Raw genomic sequence first — 20,334 nt, 5'->3', positions numbered from 1 at the left:
GCTGGCTGATGGCACATTGCCAAAACTCTTCAGTCACGCCGGGACTTTTCGTTCGCGGGTGCTGCTTTTTAATTCGCTTTTCAATTCGGTCGCCTGTGAAAAGCACAAACAAAAACGCCCGGCCAGAGGGCCGGGCGCTTTTCTCAGGCAATCTTACTTATCGTCAGCTTCGCCCGGAACATTAGCGGTTTCGGCACTTGTGCCTTCAACTTCTTCCTTCATGCGCTTGAGGCCCATGTGGCGCACGTCAGTGCCGCGCACCAGGTAAATCACCAGTTCGGAGATGTTGCGCGCGTGATCGCCGATGCGCTCCAGCGAACGCAGGACCCAGATGATGCTCAGCACCCGCGAGATAGAGCGTGGGTCTTCCATCATGTAGGTCGCCAGCTCACGCAGGGCGGTTTTGTATTCGCGGTCGATGATCTTGTCGTACTGCGCCACCGACAAGGCCAGATCGGCGTCGAAACGCGCGAACGCGTCCAGTGCATCGCGAACCATATTGCGTACCTGGTCGCCAATGTGGCGAACCTCGACGTAACCGCGCGGCGCTTCACCTTCTTCGCATAACTGGATGGCACGACGGGCGATCTTGGTGGCTTCATCGCCGATACGCTCGAGGTCGATCACCGACTTGGAAATGCTGATGATCAAACGCAGGTCGGACGCCGCCGGCTGACGACGGGCGAGAATACGCAGGCATTCTTCGTCGATGTTGCGTTCCATCTGGTTGATCTGGTCGTCGATCTCACGCACCTGCTGAGCCAGGCCGGAGTCGGCCTCGATCAGCGCGGTCACCGCGTCGTTGACCTGCTTTTCGACCAGCCCGCCCATGGCAAGGAGGTGGCTGCGCACTTCCTCGAGCTCAGCGTTGAACTGCGCGGAGATGTGGTGGGTAAGGCCTTCTTTACTAATCATGTTGGCGTCCTTGGAGCGTCCGGTTAGGTGCGGTGGGCCGCAGCGTCAATTCTGTGAATAACCCGCAACTGTCAGCCATAACGACCGGTAATGTAGTCTTCGGTCTGCTTCTTCGCCGGATTGGTGAACAGGGTATCGGTGTCGCCGAATTCCACCAGTTTGCCCATGTACATGAACGCGGTGTAGTCGGACACCCGTGCCGCCTGTTGCATGTTGTGGGTCACGATGACGATGGTGAACTTGGACTTCAGCTCGTAGATCAACTCTTCGACCTTCAGCGTCGAGATCGGGTCAAGTGCCGAGCACGGTTCGTCGAGCAGCAAAACTTCTGGCTCAACGGCGATGGTACGGGCGATGACCAGACGCTGTTGCTGACCACCGGACAGGCCGAGGGCCGAATCGTGCAGGCGATCCTTGACCTCGTCCCACAGCGCCGCGCCTTTCAATGCCCACTCGACCGCTTCATCGAGAATGCGCTTCTTGTTGATGCCCTGGATGCGCAGGCCGTACACCACGTTTTCGTAAATGGTCTTCGGAAACGGGTTGGGCTTCTGGAACACCATGCCGACACGACGACGCAGCTCGGCAACGTCTTCGCCCTTGCGATAGATGTTGTTGCCGTACAGGTTGATTGCGCCCTCGACGCGGCAACCGTCGACCAGATCGTTCATCCGGTTGAAGGTACGCAGCAACGTCGACTTACCGCAGCCCGACGGGCCGATGAACGCGGTCACGCGCTGCTTCGGGATGTTCATGCTGACGTCGAACAATGCTTGTTTGTCGCCGTAGTACAGGCTCAGGCCCGGCACTTCGATGGCGACGGTTTCCTGTTCGAGGTTCAGGCTCTGCTTGTCGCGGCCCAGGGCAGACATGTTGATGCCGTGGCTGTGTGTTTCGTGCTGCATGGGAGGCTCCCTGTGCTGACAAATTCGGTTCGGGTAGCCGCTTGGTGCGGCTGTACTCAATCTAGGGTGGGAGCGGGCTTGCTCGCGATGAGGTCGGCACATTCAACATCAATGTCGCCTGACCCGCCGCCTTCGCGAGCAAGCCCGCTCCCACAGGGATATCAACTGTCCAAAGCCTTGTACTTCTCGCGCAGGTGGTTGCGGATATACACCGCCGACAGGTTCAACGTCGCGATCACCAGCACCAGCAGCAGCGCGGTGGCGTACACCAGCGGGCGGGCTGCTTCGACGTTCGGGCTCTGGAAGCCGACGTCATAGATATGAAAGCCCAGGTGCATGATTTTCTGATCCAGATGCAGGTACGGGTAGTTGCCGTCCACCGGCAGCGACGGCGCCAGTTTCACCACGCCCACCAGCATCAGCGGCGCCACTTCACCGGCGGCACGGGCCACGGCGAGGATCATGCCGGTCATCATTGCCGGGCTGGCCATCGGGATGACGATCTTCCATAGCGTCTCCGCCTTGGTCGCACCCAGTGCCAACGAGCCTTCACGCACGGTACGCGGAATGCGCGCCAGACCTTCCTCGGTCGCCACAATCACCACCGGCACGGCCAGCAGTGCAAGGGTCAACGAGGCCCACAGCAGGCCCGGCGTGCCGAAGGTCGGCGCCGGCAGCGCTTCAGGGAAGAACAAGCGGTCGACCGAACCACCGAGTACATAAACGAAGAAGCCCAGACCGAACACGCCGTAGACGATCGCCGGTACGCCGGCGAGGTTGTTCACCGCGATGCGAATGACGCGGGTCAGGGTGTTCTGCTTGGCGTATTCACGCAGGTACACCGCCGCCAGTACGCCGAACGGGGTCACGATCATCGCCATGATCAGGGTCATCATCACGGTGCCGAAGATCGCCGGGAAGATGCCGCCCTCGGTGTTCGCTTCACGCGGGTCATCCGAGAGGAACTCCCAGATCTTGCTGAAGTAGAAGCCGACCTTGGTCAACGTGCTCATCGCGTTCGGCTGGTAGGCGTGAACCACTTTGCCCAGACCGATTTCAATCTCTTTGCCGTTGGCGTCGCGAGCGGTCAGGGCGTCGCGGTTGAACTGTGCATGCAGGTCGGACAGACGTGCTTCGATGTCCTGATAGCGCGCGTTCAGCTCGGCACGCTCCGATTCCATGTCAGCTTGTGCAGTGGCGTCGAGTTTGCCTTCCAGCTCCAGCTTGCGGCCATGCAGACGGATGCGTTCGAGGCCGGCGTTGATTGCGCCAATGTCGACTTTTTCCAGCGTCTTGAGCTGAGCGGCGAGATCGTTCACACGATCGATGCGCGCTTGCAGCTCGGGCCATGCGGCTTCGCCTTCAGCGATGACCTTGCCGTCCTGTTTGACGTTGACCAGGTAGCCGTAGAAGTTGCCCCACTCGCGACGTTCGATGGCCATCAATTCGGGCGGCGTGGTCTGGTCGGTCAGCCATTCGCCGACGATCCAGGTGAAGTCGTTGCCGTTCAGGTCACGGTTGCCGACTTTGATCAGCTCGCGGGTCATGAATTCCGGGCCTTCGTCAGGCACCGGCAGGCCGGCGCTCTTCAGACGCGCGCGCGGCACTTCTTCTTTCTGCACCACTTCGCCGATCACCAGGTGATTGGCCTGGCCCGGTACGTCGTAATGGGCGTGGATCAGGTCCGCCGGCCAGAAGTGACCGAGACCGCGCACGGCGATCACCGCCAACAGGCCGATGGTCATGATGACCGCGATGGACACCGCGCCACCGCTGATCCAGACGCCCGGGGCGCCGCTCTTGAACCATCCTTTCAGGGAGTTCTGTTTCACAGACTTCTACCTTTGCTTAAAGCGACGAGTATTTCTTGCGCAGACGCTGACGAATCAGTTCTGCCAGGGTGTTCATGACGAAGGTGAACAACAGCAGCACCAGCGCCGAGAGGAACAGCACGCGGTAGTGGCTGCCGCCGACCTCCGACTCGGGCATTTCCACCGCGACGTTGGCGGCCAGGGTGCGCAGGCCTTCGAACAGGTTCATCTCCATGACCGGGGTGTTGCCGGTGGCCATCAGCACGATCATGGTTTCGCCGACTGCGCGGCCCATGCCGATCATCAGCGCCGAGAAGATGCCCGGGCTGGCGGTCAGGATCACCACGCGAGTCATGGTCTGCCACGGCGTCGCACCGAGGGCCAGTGAACCCAGGGTCAGACCGCGCGGCACGCTGAACACGGCGTCTTCAGCGATCGAGTAGATGTTCGGAATTACCGCAAAACCCATGGCCAGGCCGACCACCAGAGCGTTGCGCTGGTCGTAGGTGATGCCCAGGTCGTGGGAGATCCACATGCGCATGTCACCGCCAAAGAACCAGTTCTCCAGGAAGGGGCTCATGTACAGCGACAGCCAGCCCACAAACAGGATCACCGGAATCAGCAGCGCGCTTTCCCAGCCATCCGGGACTTTCAGGCGGATCGATTCAGGCAGGCGGCTGAAGGTGAAACCGGCCACGAGGATGCCGATCGGCAGCAACATCAGCAGGCTGAAGATGCCTGGCAGATGGCCCTCTACGTACGGCGCGAGGAACAGACCGGCGAAGAAACCGAGGATCACCGTCGGCATCGCTTCCATCAGTTCGATTACCGGCTTGACCTTGCGACGCATGCCCGGGGCCATGAAGTATGCGGTGTAAATGGCAGCGGCAACAGCCAGGGGTGCGGCCAGCAGCATGGCGTAGAACGCAGCTTTCAGAGTGCCGAAGGTCAGCGGCGACAGGCTCAGTTTCGGTTCGAAATCGGTATTGGCCGCGGTCGACTGCCAGACGTATTTAGGCTCGTCGTAGTTTTCGTACCAGACTTTGCTCCACAGCGCGCTCCACGATACTTCCGGGTGCGGGTTGTCGAGCAGCAGCGGTTGCAGCTTGCCGCCTGCTTCAACGATGACCCGGTTGGCGCGCGGCGACAGACCGAACAGGCCCTGGCCTTCGACGACCTGATCGACCAGCAGCGTGCGGTGCGCGGTGCTGTGGAACACGCCGAGCTTGCCGCTGGCGTCGAGGGCGAGGAAGCCTTTGCGGCGCTCCTCGGCAGCGATTTCAACGATCGGCGTAGCACCCATCTGGAACGTGCGAATCTGCTTCAGGCGCTGCTCGCCGTCAGTGTCGCGGGCCATGAACCACTGGGCCAGACCACCCTTGGAGTCGCCGACGATCAACGAGATGCCGCCGACCAGTTGCCCGGTGGCGGTGACTTCGGCGTCAGCGTTTTCCAGCAGTTTATAGCGACCGTTGAGGCTCTTGTCGCGAAGGCTGAACACGTCGGCCTGAGCGCGACCGTTGACCACATACAGCCACTGCTGGCGCGGGTCGACGAAGATGTTTTTCACAGGCTCGGTCATCTGCGGCAGATCGATACGCTTCTGCTCGTTGGTGACTTCGCCGGTCATCATGTTTTCTTCGCTGGTCAGCGACAGCACATTGAGTTGCGAACCGGTGGAACCGACCAGCATCAGGGTCGAATCGGTGGCGTTGAGGCTGACATGCTCCAGCGCGCCGCCGCTTTCGTTCAACGCGATCGGCGTCTCGCCGTACGGATATTCGATGGCCGGGCTGATGGTTTTCTTGCCGTCGGGGTAGCTGACTTTATAAGTGTGACGGAACACCAGCGCCTGACCGTTGGACAAGCCCACGGCCACCAGCGGATGACCTGGCTGATCTTCGCCGATCGAGGTTACGGTTGCGCCCGTCGGCAACGGCAGGTCGACGCGCTTGAGCTCAGCGCCACTGTCGACATCGAAAAACAGCGCCTGGCCCTTGTCGGACACGCGCATGGCCACCTGATTCTGCTCTTCGAGCGAGATCATCAGCGGCTTGCCGGCGTCCTGCATCCAGGCCGGGGTGATCGAGTCTTTCGCGGTCAGATCGGCACCCTGAAACAGCGGCGCGACGACGTAGGCGAGGAAGAAGAAGATCAGAGTAATGGCAGCCAGCACCGCCAGGCCGCCAACGAGCACGTACCAACGGGTGAAGCGATCCTTGAGCGCGCGAATGCGGCGCTTGCGTTGCAGCTCAGGCGTATTGAAATCAATGCGCTTGGGAGGGGAAGTCGTAGTCATTGGGGAATTGGCCAGATCATTCATGCGCACACCCTAGCGATCCTGTATGACAGAAAGATGACAATGCAGTGACGCAGCAAATCCGCCAGCCGGAAGTCCGGCAGCGGAGTCGAGAATTCGAGGTTGCGAAACCTCTGCAGGAGCTGTCGAGGGAACCGAGGCTGCGATCTTTTGATCTTGCGATCAGAGGCCAGATCAAAAGATCGCAGCCTCGTTTCACTCGTCAGCTCCTACAGGGTTCCAGCAGATCCGGGGGGTTGCCCCGGATCTGAGGTGTTACTTTTTGGCGACAGCGCCGCCTTCCTGCAGACCGAGGTCAGCCAGTGCCTTGGCAGCAACCTTGGCTGGCAACGGGATGTAACCGTCTTTCACTACCACTTCCTGGCCCTGTTTCGACAGCACCAGCTTCACGAACTCGGCTTCCAGCGGGGCCAGAGGCTTGTTCGGGGCTTTGTTGACGTATACGTAGAGGAAACGCGACAGCGGGTACTTGCCGTTCAGGGCGTTTTCTTCGGTGTCTTCGATGAAGTCAGTGCTGCCTTTTTTGGCCAGCGCTACCGTTTTCACGCTGGCAGTCTTATAGCCGATGCCCGAGTAGCCAACGCCGTTCAGCGAGGAGCTGATCGACTGTACGACCGAGGCCGAACCTGGTTGCTCGTTGACGTTTGGCTTGAAGTCACCTTTGCACAGAGCTTCTTCTTTGAAGTAACCGTAAGTGCCCGATACCGAGTTACGACCAAACAGTTGAACCGGCTTGTTCGCCAGGTCGCCGGTCACGCCCAGGTCGCCCCAGGTTTTCACGTCGGTTTTGGCACCGCACAGGCGAGTGGACGAGAAGATCGCGTCGACTTGCTCCATGGTCAGGCCCTTGATCGGGTTGTCCTTGTGCACGAACACGGCCAGGGCATCCACGGCAACCGGAATCGCGGTCGGCTTGTAGCCGTATTTCTGCTCGAACGCCTGCAGTTCGTTGTCCTTCATCTTGCGGCTCATCGGGCCCAGGTTGGCGGTGCCTTCGGTGAGCGCAGGTGGCGCGGTGGAGGAGCCAGCGGCCTGAATCTGGATGTTGACGTTCGGGTATTCTTTCTTGTAGTTCTCGGCCCACAGGGTCATGAGGTTGGCCAGGGTATCGGAACCGACGCTGGACAGGTTGCCCGACACACCAGTGGTCTTGGTGTAGCTCGGGATAGCAGGGTCAACAGCGGCGAACGCGTTGGCAGTCGCAACGCCAGCAGCGACAAATGTCATTGCCGCCATCAAACGCTTCAGTTTCATGCCTTACTCCTAGCAGATAGGGTGTGTTAAGTCGGGGCCAAGTATCGGCAGGCCGTATGAACACTCTATGGCTGAAATATGACAATTGGATGAAAGGCCAGCATCGGGTTTTGCTGGATGAACAGATCGTTCCCACGCTCTGCGTGGGAACGATCAGGCGGGAGATAAAATCAACGCCCCTTCTTCCAGAGCCACGCCCCGACCAGAATCCCCATCGCACACAGCACCGCTACATAGTAAGCAGGCCCCATCGCGCTTTCCTTCAGCAGCAGGCTCACCACCATCGGTGTCAAGCCGCCAAATATTGCGTATGCGACGTTGTACGAGAATGACAAGCCGCTGAAGCGCACCACCGGCGGGAACGCCTTGACCATCACGTACGGCACCGCACCGATGGTGCCGACCAGCAGACCGGTCAATGCGTACAGCGGGAACAGCCAGTCCGGGTGATCGGCGAGGCTGTGGTAGAAAGTCCAGGAGCTGATCAGCAGGCCCAGGCAGCCGAACACGAATACGCGACCAGCGCCGAAACGATCGGCCAGTGCGCCGGCACCAATGCAGCCGAGGCTGAGGAAGACGATGGCCAGGCTGTTGGCTTGCAAGGCTGTCGTTGGCGAGAAGTGGTACACCGTCTGCAGCACGGTCGGGGTCATCAGAATCACCACGACGACGCCGGCCGACAGCAGCCAGGTCAGCAGCATCGAAATCGCGATCGCGCCGCGATGATCACGCAGCACCGCACGCAGCGGCACTTCTTCAGCGAGGGCCTTGCGCTGTTGCAGCTCAGCAAACACCGGAGTTTCGTGCAGCCAGCGGCGCAGATACACCGAGAACAGACCGAACACACCGCCAAGCAGGAACGGAATCCGCCAAGCGTAATCGGAAACTTCCGCAGGCGTATAAATGCTGTTGATCGCCGTGGCGACCAGCGAGCCAAGCAGGATCCCGGCGGTCAAACCGCTGGTGAGCGTGCCGCAGGCATAGCCGATGTGTTTTTGCGGCACGTGTTCGGAAACGAAGACCCACGCCCCCGGCACTTCACCGCCAATGGCGGCGCCCTGGATCACGCGCATCAGCAGCAACAGGATCGGCGCCCAGATGCCGATCTGCGCATACGTTGGCAGCAGGCCCATGATCAACGTGGGCACGGCCATCATGAAAATGCTCAAGGTGAACATCTTCTTGCGCCCCAGCAGGTCGCCGAAGTGCGCCATGACGATGCCGCCCAAAGGCCGCGCCAGATAGCCGGCGGCGAAGATGCCGAAGGTCTGCATCAAGCGCAGCCACTCGGGCATGTCGGCCGGGAAGAACAGCTTGCCGACCACGGTGGCGAAGAAGACGAAAATGATGAAATCGTAGAACTCCAGCGCCCCGCCGAGGGCGGACAGCGACAGAGTCTTGTAGTCGTTGCGGGTCAACGGTCGTGCGGGTTGCTCGGGCTGCGCGAGGCTCGAAGGCGCTGTGGTCATGGCAAGGGCTTCTCTTATAGTCGAATCTGTCGCCACAACAACGCTGGCGGTGGCTTGGACAGGTTCGGCACCATAGCAAATTGTTCGAAAAAGCACATAGAGGCGCGTAATTGACGGTCAAAATCAGAACCGGGTGGTCGTCGCGGGGTCTATCGACCGATATACTCGCCAGCTGCGCAGGGTTTGTAAGAGGTTGCTGTGCGAAAACGTTGTTGGCCCGTCCTTTGCTCGGGATTTAGCCTTTTTCGCAGAGTTTCCCTTTAGGCGCCTGATGGAAAACGTGACGAACGCAGTGTGTTCGGTGTTGAATCGTTTTTCTTGAAGACGGCTACCACCCGCAATACCCACGAAGAGTCACGGGTCAGAGGCCCCTCGGCATGATAGAGCTCGAACAAGAAGATCCGATCCCACAGGGCGACCTGGCCCTGCAAATCACCGCCCTTCCGCGAGAAACCAACGGCTTTGGCGATATTTTCGGCGGCTGGCTGGTCGCACAGATGGATCTGGCCGGCACCGCCATGGCCAGCCGCGTCGCCGGTGGCCGCGTCGCCACTGTCGCCATCGACCGCATGGCATTTCTCGTCCCGGTCGCCGTCGGCGCGCAGTTGTCCTTTTATACCCAGACCCTGGAAATCGGCCGCAGCTCGATCCAGATGATGGTCGAAGTGTGGAGCGATGACCCACTCTCCAGCGAATGGCGCAAGGTCACCGAAGCGGTTTTCGTCTTCGTTGCCATCGACGGCAGCGGTCGCACCCGTTCGGTGCCACCACGCGCGCGTTAAACCTCGCGGCCGTTTTGCGGTCGATAGTCGTCCCCAGTGTCTGATCGAGAGTTGCCCATGAACACGCCCAACGTTGAAGCCGTGAAACAGGATGAACTGAACTGCTGGCGCATCCGCCACGGCAAAGCCGAAGTGCTGGTGGCCCAGCAAGGCGCGCACATCCTCAGTTATCAGGTCGACGGCCAGCCGCCGATCATCTGGCTCAACGACAAGGCCGAGTTCAAGACCGGCAAAAGCATCCGTGCCGGCGTGCCGGTGTGCTGGCCGTGGTTCGGCAAATTCGAACGCAACCCGCAGAGCGTGCAAGCCATGTACACCGGCGCGCAACCGGCCCCGGCGCACGGTCTGGTGCGGGCGATCGACTGGCAGTTGGGCAATATCGAATCGGCGGCTGACGGCATCAAGGTCGAGTTCAAGCTGCCCTGTCCAGAAGGTGGTCTGCCAGGCTGGCCGCACGAGGTCGATCTGACCCTGACCCTGCATCTGGCGGATCAACTGCATTACAGCCTGACCAGCCATAACCGGAGTTCTGGCAGCGTCACGCTGAGTCAGGCGCTGCACACCTATTTCGCCGTGAGTGACGTGCGCAATGTGCATGTCGATGGCGTCGCCGGGCTGAATTACATCGAGACCCTGGATGACTGGAACACGGCCAACCAGACCGGAGATCTGCATTTCAGCAGCGAGACCGACCGCATCTATCTCGACGCTCCGCCACGGCTGAGCATCGTTGATCCGACCTGGGAACGACGCATCGTGCTGACGTCCAGCGGTTCACGCACCGCAGTGATCTGGAACCCGTGGATCGACCGCGCCGCTGCACTGCCCGACATGGACAACGACGGCTGGCAGCGCATGCTGTGCATCGAGACGGCGAATGTGATGGATGACGTGGTGACATTGGCGCCGGGGGCGAGCCATACCATGGGCGTGAGCGTCGCCAGCAAACCGCTTTAAGATCAAAAGATCGCAGCCTTCGGCAGCTCCTGCATTTGGAATGCATTTTCCCTGTAGGAGCTGACGAAGGCTGCGATCTTTTGCTTTAAAGGTCAGCTTCCTGCACGACCCGCACCTTCTCCGCCTCCAGTGCATATGCCGCATCCGCGAGGTCATTGCTGACCTTCTCGACCTTGAGCGTGCCGGTCACCCACAGCGGTGTGTAAATGTCGTCCAGCTTCAAGCCTTTGGGATAACGCACCAGCACCAGTTGATTGGGCGGCGGTGGCGGCACGTGGATGCAGGCGCCCGGATACGGTACGAGGAAGAACAGCGTGCTGCGGCCCTTGGCATCCGACTCCAACGGCACCGGGTAGCCACCGATGCGGATGTGTTTGTCGTTCATCGACGCCACGGTTTTGGTCGAATACATCACTGCCGGCAGACCTTTGGCCTGCTTCATCCCGCCCTTCTCGGTGAAAGTGCCGGTGGCTTCGGGCGAGTTGTGGTCGATGTCTGGCATGGCCTCGAGGGCTTTCTGGTCCGACTTGGGCATCAGTTCCAGCCAGTCGGTTTCCGGCAGTTCGCCGGCGTGGGCGAGATAGCTGCCCAACAAGAGGAGAGTCAACAGAAGACGGCGCATGAAGGTGCTCGGCAGGCAGAGGAATGAACGGTGAGTCGCCGCGCATTCTAGCCCTCCCGGCCGCGATGGCCGAGAGGGCTTTGTCGCTTTCGATCAGTTCTTTTTGATCAGACCGTAGATCACCAGCAACACGACAGCGCCGACCAGTGCGCCGAGGAAGCCCGCGCCCTCGCCCGCCTGATAGATGCCCAGAGCCTGGCCGCCGTAAGTGGCCGCCAGCGAACCGCCGATACCGAGCAGGATGGTCATGATCCAGCCCATGCTGTCATCGCCCGGTTTCAGGAACCGAGCCAGCAGGCCGACGATCAAGCCGATAAAGATGGTTCCGATAATTCCCATGACATTTCCCTCTGATTAAGTGGCTATGCCAAAGCCTAGTCAGACTTTCGCATACTGCCATGAGAGAACGGCGGCCCCGCAATGGTTCCGCCGCTGCCACATGAAACTGTTTTACTCGGCGATCAGCGCTTCGACCTTGATGATCTGCGCCTGCAGCGTGGCCATGTCGGCGCAACGCAGGTTGGCGTGGCCGACCTTGCGTCCAGCCTTGAAAGCCTTGCCGTAGTGATGCAGATGGCAGTCTTCGATGGCGACGACTTTCTCAACCGGCGGTACCACGCCGATGAAGTTGAGCATCGCGCTCTCGCCAACCTTCGCAGTCGAACCCAGCGGCAGGCCAGCCACGGCGCGCAGGTGGTTTTCGAACTGGCTGCACTCGGCGCCTTCAGTGGTCCAGTGCCCGGAGTTGTGCACGCGCGGGGCGATTTCGTTGGCTTTCAGGCCACCGTCTACTTCAAAGAACTCAAAAGCCATCACACCGACATAGTCGAGGTGTTTAAGCACACGGCTGGAATAATCTTCCGCCAGCGCCTGCAACGGGTGATCGGTACTGGCCACCGACAGCTTGAGGATGCCGCTGTCGTGGGTGTTGTGCACCAGTGGATAGAACTTCGTTTCGCCATCGCGGGCACGCACGGCGATCAGCGACACTTCGCCGGTGAACGGCACGAAGCCTTCCAGCAGGCAGGCAACGCTGCCCAGTTCGGCAAAAGTACCGGCCACGTCTTCTGGCTTGCGCAGGACTTTCTGGCCCTTGCCGTCGTAACCCAGGGTGCGGGTTTTCAGCACGGCCGGCAGACCGATCGCAGCGACAGCGGCATCCAGGTCGGCTTGCGACTGGATGTCGGCGAAGGCCGGGGTCGGAATGCCGAGGTCTTTGAACATGCTCTTTTCGAACCAGCGGTCACGAGCAATGCGCAGGGCTTCGGCGCTCGGGTAGACCGGCACGAATTGCGAAAGAAACGCCACGGTTTCGGCCGGGACGCTCTCGAATTCGAAGGTCACCAGATCGACTTCATCGGCCAGTTGGCGCAGATGATCCTGATCGCCGTAATCGGCCCGCAGGTGTTCGCCCAGTGCGGCCGCACAGGCGTCCGGCGCAGGGTCGAGAAAAGCGAAGTTCATGCCCAGCGGAGTACCCGCCAGGGCCAACATGCGACCCAACTGGCCGCCACCGATTACACCGATCTTCATCAAAACAACCTCAGGCAATACGTGGGTCTGGATTGTCCAGGACGCTGTCTGTCTGTTCGGCACGGAAGGTTTTCAGTACCGCGTGGAACTGCGGATGCTTGGCGCCCAGGATGCTCGCCGAGAGCAGCGCGGCGTTGATCGCGCCAGCCTTGCCGATGGCCAGGGTGGCGACCGGAATGCCTGCTGGCATCTGCACGATCGACAGCAGCGAATCGACGCCCGAGAGCATGGCCGACTGGACCGGCACGCCCAGTACCGGCAGGTGGGTCTTGGCCGCACACATGCCTGGCAGGTGGGCCGCACCGCCGGCACCGGCGATGATCACCTCGATACCGCGGCCTTCAGCCTCTTCGGCGTACTGGAACAGCAGATCCGGGGTGCGGTGGGCAGAGACCACTTTGACCTCGTACGGGATGCCGAGCTTTTCCAGCATATCGGCGGTGTGGCTAAGGGTGGACCAATCGGACTTGGAGCCCATGATCACGCCAACCAGTGCACTCATCGTCGCGCCTCTTCTCTCAGGAGCGCCCGCAGGCGCGTCATAAAACAACAAGCCACGCAGGTTGCGTGGCTTGATTGTACGAAAAATGGCCGGACGTGCCGGCCGAAGGCCGCGCAGTATACCGCAAAGAAAGTAATAAACAGCCCCCGAAACGACCATCCGTCAAATCAGCGAAAGGCCCGGTTTTATTGACTTGAAGGTCAGCGAAACAACACCGTAAATCCCTGTAGGAGTGAGCCTGCTCGCGATGGCGGTGTGTCAGTCACATTATCGTTGAATGTGCAGAAGCTATCGCGAGCAGGCTCATTCCTACAAGGGGTCCGCGCAGGGTCAGGAGGAGTGTGCAGCGCCGCCCTCAAGCTTACGCCACAGCAACCGCACGTTGGCCTTGCGCACCAGCGCGCAGCGGTACAGACGGATCTCCAGCGGCACATGCCATTGCGGGCCGCCGCAGACCACCAGTTCGCCCCGCGCCAACTCGGCGCGCACGCTCAGTTGTGGTACCCAGGCGATGCCCAGGCCCTCCAGTGCCATGCTTTTCAGGCTGTCGGCCATGGCGGTTTCGTAGATCGTGGTGAAGCGCAATTGACGCTGGCGCAGCAAGCCATTGACCGAACGTCCGAGAAACGCACCGGCGCTGTAAGCCAGCAACGGCACGCTCGCCTCGCCCTCCAGGTCGAACAATGGCTTGCCATCGGCATCCGCCGCGCACACCGGAAGCATTTCGGTCTGGCCCAGATGCAGCGACGGGAAGATCTCCGGGTCCATCTGCATGGCTGAATCCGGGTCGTAGAAGGCCAGCATCAGATCGCAGCCGCCTTCGCGCAGCGCATGCACGGCATCGCCAACGTTGGTCGCCACCAAACGTGTGGCGATGTTCAGCCCCTCGTTGCGTAACTGGGCGATCCAGCGCGGGAAGAAGCCCAGGGCCAGGGAATGCGCCGCAGCAACTTGCATCACTTCGCCCTGCCCGCCTTCCAGATGATGCAGATGGCGCAGCACCTCACCGAGCTGTTCGACCACGGTGCGCGCGGTCACCAGGAACAACTGCCCCGCCGCCGTCAGTTCGACCGGCGTGCGCGATCGGTTGACCAGTGTCAGCCCCAGCGCGGCTTCGAGACTGCGGATCCGCCGACTGAACGCCGGCTGGGTCACGAAGCGCCGTTCGGCCGCCTGCGAAAAGCTGCGAGTGGCGGCCAGGGCACTGAAGTCCTCGAGCCATTTGCTTTCCAGATTCATCACGTCCTCCCGGACACGCACCAAAACAGGTCACACGTCTGCCGCGCAAGCGGCGTCACATGGGCATTATGCCGAATGTGCATAGGGCAGTGCTGAACAGCATTGGCCCAAAAACCCCCACAAGCCTAGCATTCGCAGCGTTCCGGCACAGACCGGGTCCTTATCGAGATGATTTCTATCATGTCCTCCGCTGCATCTTTCCGCACAGAAACCGACCTGCTTGGCGCCCTCGAAGTACCGGCCCATGCGTATTACGGCATCCAGACCCTGCGAGCGGTGAACAACTTCCGCCTCTCGGGCGTTCCGATTTCGCATTACCCGAAACTGGTTGTGGGCCTGGCGATGGTCAAACAGGCCGCCGCTGACGCCAACCGCGAGCTGGGTCACCTGAGCGAAGCCAAGCACGCTGCCATCAGCGAAGCCTGTGCGCGATTGATCCGCGGCGATTACCACGAAGAGTTCGTGGTCGACATGATTCAAGGTGGCGCCGGTACTTCCACCAACATGAATGCCAACGAAGTGATCGCCAACATTGCGCTCGAAGCGATGGGTCACGAGAAAGGCGAATACCAGTACCTGCACCCGAACGATGACGTGAACATGGCGCAGTCGACCAACGACGCTTACCCGACGGCGATCCGTCTGGGTCTGCTGCTGGGTCACGACGCGCTGCTGGCCAGCCTCGACAGCCTGATTCAGGCGTTTGCGGCCAAGGGCAAAGAGTTCGACCACGTTCTGAAAATGGGCCGTACCCAACTGCAAGACGCCGTGCCGATGACCCTCGGCCAGGAATTTCGCGCGTTCGCCACCACCATGGGCGAAGATCTGGCGCGCTTGAAAACGCTGGCCCCGGAGCTGCTGACCGAAGTCAACCTCGGCGGCACCGCCATCGGCACCGGCATCAACGCCGACCCGCGCTATCAGGCGCTGGCGGTACAACGTCTGGCACTGATCAGTGGTCAACCGCTGGTTCCAGCGGCCGATCTGATCGAAGCGACCTCCGACATGGGCGCCTTCGTGCTGTTCTCCGGCATGCTCAAGCGCACCGCGGTCAAGCTGTCGAAGATCTGCAACGACCTGCGCCTGCTGTCCAGCGGCCCACGCACCGGCATCAATGAAATCAACCTGCCGGCGCGTCAGCCAGGCAGTTCGATCATGCCCGGCAAGGTCAACCCGGTGATCCCGGAAGCCGTCAACCAGGTAGCGTTCCAGGTCATCGGTAACGACTTGGCGCTGACCATGGCAGCCGAAGGCGGCCAACTGCAGTTGAACGTGATGGAGCCGCTGATCGCCTTCAAGATCCTCGATTCGATCCGCCTGCTGCAACGCGCCATGGACATGCTGCGCGAGCACTGCATCGTCGGCATCACCGCCAACGAAGCGCGCTGCCGCGAACTGGTCGAGCACTCGATCGGTCTGGTCACCGCACTGAACCCGTACATCGGCTACAAGAACGCCACCCGCATCGCCCGTATCGCCCTAGAAAGCGGCCGTGGCGTGCTGGAACTGGTGCGCGAAGAAGGTCTGCTCGACGAAGCCATGCTCGCCGACATTCTGCGCCCGGAAAACATGATCGCCCCGCGTCTGGTTCCGCTCAAAGCCTGAGCCGACGCGAACTCGTAATACCGCTCACCAGGTCGAGGGACTAGACACCTCTCACCTTTTGAGGGCTTGGGGATTTTGTCCCCGAGCCCTTTTTTTTAACTTCTTTGCGGGCAGGACGTTAAATGTTTTGTGTATTCGATAACGCCAAGATCGCAGCCTTCGGCAGCTCCTACATTGATTGCCGTACACCTGCAGGAGCTGCCGAAGGCTCGGGCCGCGATCGGACGATCTTTTGATCTTGCAGCACCCTCGTTTCGTCGCTTGCACCACTACCGTGCAGACGGGCGCGCCACTGATCGGTATAGTGCCGCCCCTCTTCGCGTGAGCGGTCGTCAGTAACGAGGCCATAACCCATGCGAAACCCGAACTAATAACAAAACCCGCGATATGGATCCGGGACGAAACCTTCGCCTCGCCCGTCGTGCCGTGCGCACAGCGGTGTAACACGATGTTTCTCCAATCCAGTATTTGCTCTCACAAAAAACAGCGAGGAAAAATCCATGCTCGAAGTCATCAACGACTTCCTCTCAGGGAAAGTACTGATCGTGCTCATTGTCGGGCTTGGTAGCTACTTCACGATTCGCTCGCGTTTCGTTCAACTGCGCCACTTCTTCCACATGTTCGCGGTGTTCCGCGACAGTCTCAAAGGCAGCGCCGGGCAGCTCAGCTCCTTCCAGGCCTTGATGCTCAGCCTCGCCGGCCGCGTCGGTGCAGGCAACATCGCCGGTGTCGGCATCGCCGTGACCCTCGGTGGTCCGGGTGCGGTGTTCTGGATGTGGGTGACCGCACTGGTCGGCATGTCCAGCAGCTTCTTCGAGTGCACCCTGGCCCAGGTCTACAAGCGCGCCGATGGCGATGGCCTGTACCGTGGCGGCCCGGCCTACTACATCCAGCACGGGCTGAAGCTCAAAGGCATGGCGGTAGTTTTCTCCATTCTGTTGCTGGTCACCTACGGCTTCGCCTTCATTGGCCTGCAGTCCTACACCGTGACGCATTCGCTGCAGAACGCCTTTGAGTTCGATCCACGCCACACCGGTATCGTCCTGGCGGTGCTGCTGGCCATCACCTTTATCGGTGGCATCAAGCGCATCGCTTCGGTCTCCGACCTGCTGGTACCCATCAAGACCCTGGCCTATATCGGCGTGACCCTGTACGTGATCGGCACCCAGATCGAACAGGTACCGGCCATGCTGGAAACCATCTTCAAGAGCGCCTTCGGCCTTGACCCGGCCTTCGCCGGCCTGCTCGGCAGCGCCATTGTCATGGGCGTGAAGCGTGGAGTGTTCGCCAACGAAGCAGGCCTGGGCAGTGCGCCGAACGTCGCCGCCGTAGCCGCCGTCAAGCACCCGGGCGCGCAGGGCGTGGTCCAGGCTTTCAGCGTGTTCCTCGACACCTTCGTGATCTGCACCTGCACCGCGCTGCTGATCCTGCTGTCGGGCTTCTACACCCCGGGCTTCGAGGGTGACGGCATCGTCCTGACCCAGAACTCGCTGGCCGCCGTGGTGGGTGACTGGGGTCGCATGTTCGTCAGCGTCGCGCTGTCGCTGTTCGTCTTCACCTGCATCCTCTACAACTACTATCTGGGCGAGAACAGCTTGCAGTTCCTGACCCGCAACCGCGCCGCGCTGATGGTTTTCCGCGCTCTGGTGCTGGCGCTGGTGGTGTGGGGTTCGATGCAGGATCTGACGACGGTGTTCGCCTTCGCTGACATCACCATGACCTGCCTGGCCTTCGTCAACCTGGTGGCTCTGGCCATGCTGTTCAAGGTCGGCCTGCGCGTCATGCGCGACTACGATGAGCAGCGTCGCGCCGGCGTCAAACAGCCCGTGTTCGATTCCAGCAAATTCGCCGATCTGGATCTGGATCGCAATGCCTGGCCGGTCAATCCGCCAGCAGCTGCGGGTCAGACCGAAACTGCGCCGCAAGGCGTCCCTGCAGCGCAACGCTGACAGGTGAATGACGGGCGCATCCCCTGCGCCCGTCAGTTACAGTGCGATGCAATACCTGTGCGAGCGGGCTTGCTCGCGAATACGGTGAATCAGTGGAAATATCTTTAGCTGACCCACCGCTTTCGCGAGCAAGTCCGCTCCCACGTGTCATCTCTTGTGGAGACCTCAGATGATTGCCAATTCCTATCCCGCCGCTCAACAGGTCATGGTGCTTTACACCGGTGGCACCATCGGCATGCAGGCCAGCGCCAACGGGCTGGCTCCGGCGTCCGGTTTCGAAGCGCGGATGCGCGACTACCTGCACAGCCAGCCTGAGCTGGTAGTGCCGCAGTGGCAATTTCGGGAAATGTCGCCGCTGATCGACAGCGCCAACATGGCGCCCGCCTACTGGCAGCAACTGCGCGAGGCGGTTGTCGATGCCGTGGATGTGCAAGGCTGCGACAGCGTGCTGATCCTGCACGGCACCGATACGTTGGCCTACAGCGCGGCGGCGATGAGTTTTCAATTGCTCGGCCTGCATGCCCGCGTGTGTTTCACCGGCTCGATGCTGCCGGCGGGTGTGACCGACAGCGATGCCTGGGAAAACCTCGGCGGCGCGCTGGTCGCTCTCGGCCAAGGCCTGGCGCCGGGCGTGCATTTGTACTTCCACGGCGAACTGCTGGCGCCGACCCGCTGCGCGAAAGTGCGCAGCTTCGGCCGCCATCCGTTCAAACGTCTGGAGCGTCAGGGCGGTGGAGTGAAGGCGCCGTCGATTCCCCTCGCGCTGAGCTACAACCAGCCCAGGCAACTGGCGAAAGTCGCGGTGTTGCCGCTGTTTCCCGGCATCAGCGCCGAGACCCTCGACAGCCTGTTCGACAGCGGCATTCAAGGCCTCGTGCTGGAATGCTACGGCAGCGGGACCGGGCCGAGCGACAACCCGCAATTCCTCGCCAGCCTTGGCCGCGCACGGGATAACGGCGTGGTGGTGGTTGCGGTTACGCAGTGCCATGAAGGTGGGGTTGAGCTGGACGTGTATGAGGCGGGCAGCCGTTTGCGCGGTGTTGGGGTGTTGTCTGGTGGCGGCATGACGCGAGAAGCGGCGTTCGGCAAGTTGCATGGGTTGCTCGGTGCCGGGCTGGCAAATGCTGAAGTGCGCCGGCTGATTGAACTCGATCTGTGCGGCGAGTTGGTCTGACACAACGCAAGATTCTGTGGGAGCGGGCCCGCTCCCACATTTTGATCTGCGTACGGCATATAAATTGCTGCATGCCAGCCACCTCCAGGCTGGAAGATCCCATGCTCCACTCCCACCTCACTACCCTCAATGCGGTTTCGCTGATCCTCAACACGTTCAAGGCCGAAGGCCTGTCGAGCGAGGCGTTGCTGGCTGGCAGCGGCATTGTTGCGGCGGATCTGCAGCGGGCCGATACGCGCATCACCACCCATCAGGAGATGCAGGTCTGCACCAACGCGGTCGCGCTCAAGCGTGACATCGGCCTTGAGCTGGGCCGACGCATGCACGTGTCCTGTTACGGCATGCTCGGTTACGCCCTGCTGACCTGTGCCACCTTCGGTGACGCTTTGCGTCTGGCGATCCGCTATCCGGCGCTGTTGGGCACGCTGTTCGAACTGAGCCTGGAAGACGATGGCGAGCAGGTCTGGTTCGTCGCCGCCGACTATCGCGAAAGCCCGGCGATGGCGGTGTTCAATGCCGAATTCTGTCTGGTCTCATTGAAAGTCATCTGCGACGACTTGCTCGGCCATGCGCTGCCGCTGCGCGCCACGCGCTTCGAACATGCCGCACCGGACTACCGCGCCAGCTACGCCGTACCCTTCCACTCGCCGCTGCACTTTTCGGCCAGGCACAACGCCTTCGCCTTCGACCGTCACTGGCTCGATCAGCCGCTGCCGCTGGCCGACGCGATCACCCATCAGGCCATGGCCGAGCGCTGCCGCAAGCAAAATCTGGAGTTCACCGGACGTCAGGCCTGGCTGGGCCGTATTCGTCAGCTGCTCAGCGCGCAGTTGAACGCTGCGCCTGGACTTGAAGGTCTGGCGCAGCAGATGAAGTGCTCACCGCGCACCTTGCGCCGGCATTTGAAAGACATGGGCAGCAGTTATCAGGAACTGCTCGATGAACTGCGCTTCGAGCGAGCCAAGCAGATGTTGTGTGAGGATCAGTTGCCGATCTATCGGATTGCCGAAACGCTGGGCTTCAGCGAAACCGCGAGTTTCCGCCATGCGTTCGTGCGCTGGAGCGGCGTGGCGCCGAGTCAGTTCAGAGCCTGATAAATCAAAAGATCGCAGCCTTCGGCAGCTCCTGTACCAATCCCGCAGGCGCTGCCGAAGGCTGCGATCTTTTGATTGTGAGGGGCGAATTTCGGTCAGAGGTTTTGGCCACATCGATCCCCTTTTGGCCGCTCACAACGTTTCCCGATCTGCCCCGCGCCGCAACACTGAAGATCACCGAATCAGCCTTGCGGAGAACAACA

At 60.9% G+C, this 20,334-nt stretch carries 17 protein-coding genes; 6 read left to right on the top strand and 11 right to left on the bottom strand.

Translation table 11 applies throughout. From position 1 onward, the window contains the following. Window positions 1-153: 153 nt before the first annotated feature. From phoU to ACP7D9_RS01140, 6 genes are all read right to left on the bottom strand, one after another. Window positions 154-915 (bottom strand): phosphate signaling complex protein PhoU, encoded by a 762-nt coding sequence (gene phoU / locus ACP7D9_RS01165; RefSeq protein WP_016772483.1) that lies wholly within the window; start codon window positions 913-915, stop codon window positions 154-156. A gap of 71 nt (window positions 916-986) precedes the next feature. Beyond that, window positions 987-1,820, bottom strand: coding sequence for a phosphate ABC transporter ATP-binding protein PstB (gene pstB / locus ACP7D9_RS01160; protein ID WP_101161745.1), 834 nt, complete (start codon window positions 1,818-1,820; stop codon window positions 987-989). 161 nt (window positions 1,821-1,981) lie between these two features. Continuing rightward, window positions 1,982-3,652, bottom strand: a complete 1,671-nt coding sequence (gene pstA, locus ACP7D9_RS01155; RefSeq protein ID WP_101161747.1) for a phosphate ABC transporter permease PstA — start codon at window positions 3,650-3,652, stop codon at window positions 1,982-1,984. Between the two features lie 16 nt (window positions 3,653-3,668). Then, window positions 3,669-5,702 carry an ABC transporter permease subunit gene (locus tag ACP7D9_RS01150; RefSeq protein ID WP_426155578.1) on the bottom strand — a complete coding sequence of 678 codons (2,034 nt, stop codon included), beginning with the start codon at window positions 5,700-5,702 and terminating at the stop codon, window positions 3,669-3,671. Window positions 5,703-6,206: 504 nt separating this feature from the next. Then, window positions 6,207-7,205 carry a phosphate ABC transporter substrate-binding protein PstS gene (locus ACP7D9_RS01145; RefSeq protein ID WP_101161751.1) on the bottom strand — a complete coding sequence of 333 codons (999 nt, stop codon included), beginning with the start codon at window positions 7,203-7,205 and terminating at the stop codon, window positions 6,207-6,209. A 170-nt stretch (window positions 7,206-7,375) separates the two neighbouring features. Next, window positions 7,376-8,674: an MFS transporter gene (locus tag ACP7D9_RS01140; RefSeq protein ID WP_101161753.1), complete on the bottom strand. Its 1,299-nt coding sequence runs from the start codon at window positions 8,672-8,674 to the stop codon at window positions 7,376-7,378. Between the two features lie 377 nt (window positions 8,675-9,051). Here ACP7D9_RS01140 and ACP7D9_RS01135 point away from each other — a divergent pair, with 377 nt between their 5' ends. Both ACP7D9_RS01135 and ACP7D9_RS01130 read left to right on the top strand, forming a co-directional pair. After that, window positions 9,052-9,456 (top strand): acyl-CoA thioesterase, encoded by a 405-nt coding sequence (locus ACP7D9_RS01135; RefSeq protein WP_003229628.1) that lies wholly within the window; start codon window positions 9,052-9,054, stop codon window positions 9,454-9,456. Window positions 9,457-9,513: 57 nt separating this feature from the next. Beyond that, window positions 9,514-10,413 (top strand): D-hexose-6-phosphate mutarotase, encoded by a 900-nt coding sequence (locus ACP7D9_RS01130; protein ID WP_426155149.1) that lies wholly within the window; start codon window positions 9,514-9,516, stop codon window positions 10,411-10,413. Between the two features lie 85 nt (window positions 10,414-10,498). Here the strand turns inward: ACP7D9_RS01130 and ACP7D9_RS01125 are convergent, their stop codons facing one another. From ACP7D9_RS01125 to ACP7D9_RS01105, 5 genes are all read right to left on the bottom strand, one after another. Continuing rightward, window positions 10,499-11,035, bottom strand: coding sequence for a DUF3299 domain-containing protein (locus ACP7D9_RS01125; protein ID WP_101161756.1), 537 nt, complete (start codon window positions 11,033-11,035; stop codon window positions 10,499-10,501). Between the two features lie 93 nt (window positions 11,036-11,128). Continuing rightward, a complete protein-coding gene (locus ACP7D9_RS01120) occupies window positions 11,129-11,374 on the bottom strand; it encodes a GlsB/YeaQ/YmgE family stress response membrane protein (RefSeq protein WP_016772475.1) in 246 nt (81 codons plus the stop codon). Window positions 11,375-11,485: 111 nt separating this feature from the next. Continuing rightward, window positions 11,486-12,568, bottom strand: coding sequence for a 5-(carboxyamino)imidazole ribonucleotide synthase (locus tag ACP7D9_RS01115; protein WP_426155147.1), 1,083 nt, complete (start codon window positions 12,566-12,568; stop codon window positions 11,486-11,488). Window positions 12,569-12,578: 10 nt separating this feature from the next. Then, window positions 12,579-13,070: a 5-(carboxyamino)imidazole ribonucleotide mutase gene (gene purE, locus ACP7D9_RS01110; protein WP_007954291.1), complete on the bottom strand. Its 492-nt coding sequence runs from the start codon at window positions 13,068-13,070 to the stop codon at window positions 12,579-12,581. A 330-nt stretch (window positions 13,071-13,400) separates the two neighbouring features. Then, window positions 13,401-14,309 (bottom strand): LysR substrate-binding domain-containing protein, encoded by a 909-nt coding sequence (locus ACP7D9_RS01105; RefSeq protein ID WP_426155144.1) that lies wholly within the window; start codon window positions 14,307-14,309, stop codon window positions 13,401-13,403. A 180-nt stretch (window positions 14,310-14,489) separates the two neighbouring features. Here ACP7D9_RS01105 and aspA point away from each other — a divergent pair, with 180 nt between their 5' ends. From aspA to ACP7D9_RS01085, 4 genes are all read left to right on the top strand, one after another. Then, on the top strand, window positions 14,490-15,914 hold the full coding sequence (gene aspA, locus ACP7D9_RS01100; protein WP_016772472.1) for an aspartate ammonia-lyase: 1,425 nt from the start codon (window positions 14,490-14,492) through the stop codon (window positions 15,912-15,914). Window positions 15,915-16,414: 500 nt separating this feature from the next. Further along, window positions 16,415-17,863, top strand: coding sequence for an alanine/glycine:cation symporter family protein (locus tag ACP7D9_RS01095; protein WP_101161762.1), 1,449 nt, complete (start codon window positions 16,415-16,417; stop codon window positions 17,861-17,863). A gap of 169 nt (window positions 17,864-18,032) precedes the next feature. Beyond that, the gene (locus ACP7D9_RS01090) at window positions 18,033-19,037 is read left to right on the top strand and encodes an asparaginase (RefSeq protein ID WP_101161764.1); all 1,005 of its coding nucleotides are present in this window, start codon (window positions 18,033-18,035) and stop codon (window positions 19,035-19,037) included. Between the two features lie 101 nt (window positions 19,038-19,138). Next, on the top strand, window positions 19,139-20,131 hold the full coding sequence (locus ACP7D9_RS01085) for an AraC family transcriptional regulator (protein WP_313000087.1): 993 nt from the start codon (window positions 19,139-19,141) through the stop codon (window positions 20,129-20,131). Window positions 20,132-20,334: the final 203 nt, after the last annotated feature.

Origin of the sequence: Pseudomonas sp. TSRC2-2, assembly GCF_049897785.1 — a bacterium.
Classification (GTDB): Bacteria; Pseudomonadota; Gammaproteobacteria; order Pseudomonadales; family Pseudomonadaceae; genus Aquipseudomonas.
This window is presented reverse-complemented; position numbering and strand designations above follow the sequence as displayed.